General features: G+C 76.6%; 1 protein-coding gene. It reads right to left on the bottom strand.

All coding sequences use genetic code 11. The features are described from left to right. Positions 1-48: 48 nt before the first annotated feature. A complete protein-coding gene (locus OO57_RS37845) occupies positions 49-885 on the bottom strand; it encodes an MBL fold metallo-hydrolase (protein ID WP_051778779.1) in 837 nt (278 codons plus the stop codon). Positions 886-1,125: the final 240 nt, after the last annotated feature.

Here is a 1,125-nt window from a genome sequence, read left to right as displayed (position 1 = left end):
GGGGAGGAGGGCGGGGTGGGGGTTGGGACGGGGTGGGGGTGGGGTGGGTCAGGCGGCGGCGGGTTCGTCGCGGGCGGCCCGGACGGCCGGGGCGACGGCGGAGGGCAGCGCGGCGGACGGGTAGCGGCGCAGCAGGGCGGCCGTGACCGCGTCCGGGCCGACCGGCTTGCCGAGCTCGGTGGTGAACGCCCGCAGGTAGTCGCCGGTCCAGGTGATCGGGTCAGGGGCGTGCGCGTCCGTGTCCGCGTCCACGGGTACGGGCACGGGCGTGGTCAGGTGGCGGTGGCCCGGGACGGTGCGCAGCGGCTCCAGCGCCGCCATCTCGTCCAGCAGGTCGATCCACGCCTCGCGCTGCGGGGCCAGCGGGGTCGCGGCCAGCCACGGGTGCACGTGCAGCCAGAGCAGCGGGCCGCCGAGCAGCGTCCGGCTGCGGTGCTCCCACAGGTAGTGCAGGTCCGGCAGCCCCAGGGACGCCCCGCGCAGCTCCAGCCGGTGGTCCTCCAGTTCGACGGCGTCCTCCTCCAGCGGCTCCAACGCGACCAGGCGGGAAGGGAGTTCGTCGCCGAGACCCGCCCACGCGGCGCGGACCGCGAGGTGGTCGCGCTCGATCCGGTCGCGGACCGGGGGTGGGGCGAGGAAACGGGCCTCCGGGAACGTGTCGCGCAGCACCTCCGCCGCCAGCCAGCAGTCCGGCGCGTGGTGGAGCACCAGGACGGTACTCAGCCGACGCCCCGAACGCCCGACCTCCCGGACCAGCCGCCGACCGTCCGAGAGCCGCAACCCCGTACCGACCAGCACAGCCCGGTGCTGCCCGAGCACCAGCACCGCGGTCTTGTGCAGCGATGACTCGGGAAGGTCGACCACGCGGTACTCCAGCGGATGCATCGTGCAACCTCCTCCGGCCGGGGACGGCCCCCACACCAGGGTCCGACGGGAGGGCGGTGGGCGCATGTGGGAGGGCTGGTGCCTGCGGCGGGCTCGGGGGAGAGGGCGGTGGAGGGGAGCGCCTGCGGCGGGCTCGGGGAGGTGGTTGACGGGAGGGCGGTGGGCGTATGGGGGAGGGGGAGCACGGGCGCTTGCGGCGGGCTCGGGGGAGAGGGCGGGGGGGGGGGCGGTGGGGAGGGC

The organism is Kitasatospora phosalacinea (assembly GCF_000717185.1).
Classification (GTDB): Bacteria; Actinomycetota; Actinomycetes; order Streptomycetales; family Streptomycetaceae; genus Kitasatospora; species Kitasatospora phosalacinea_A.
The sequence above is the reverse complement of the archived record's forward strand: the minus strand, read 5'-3'. Positions and strand labels throughout refer to the sequence as shown.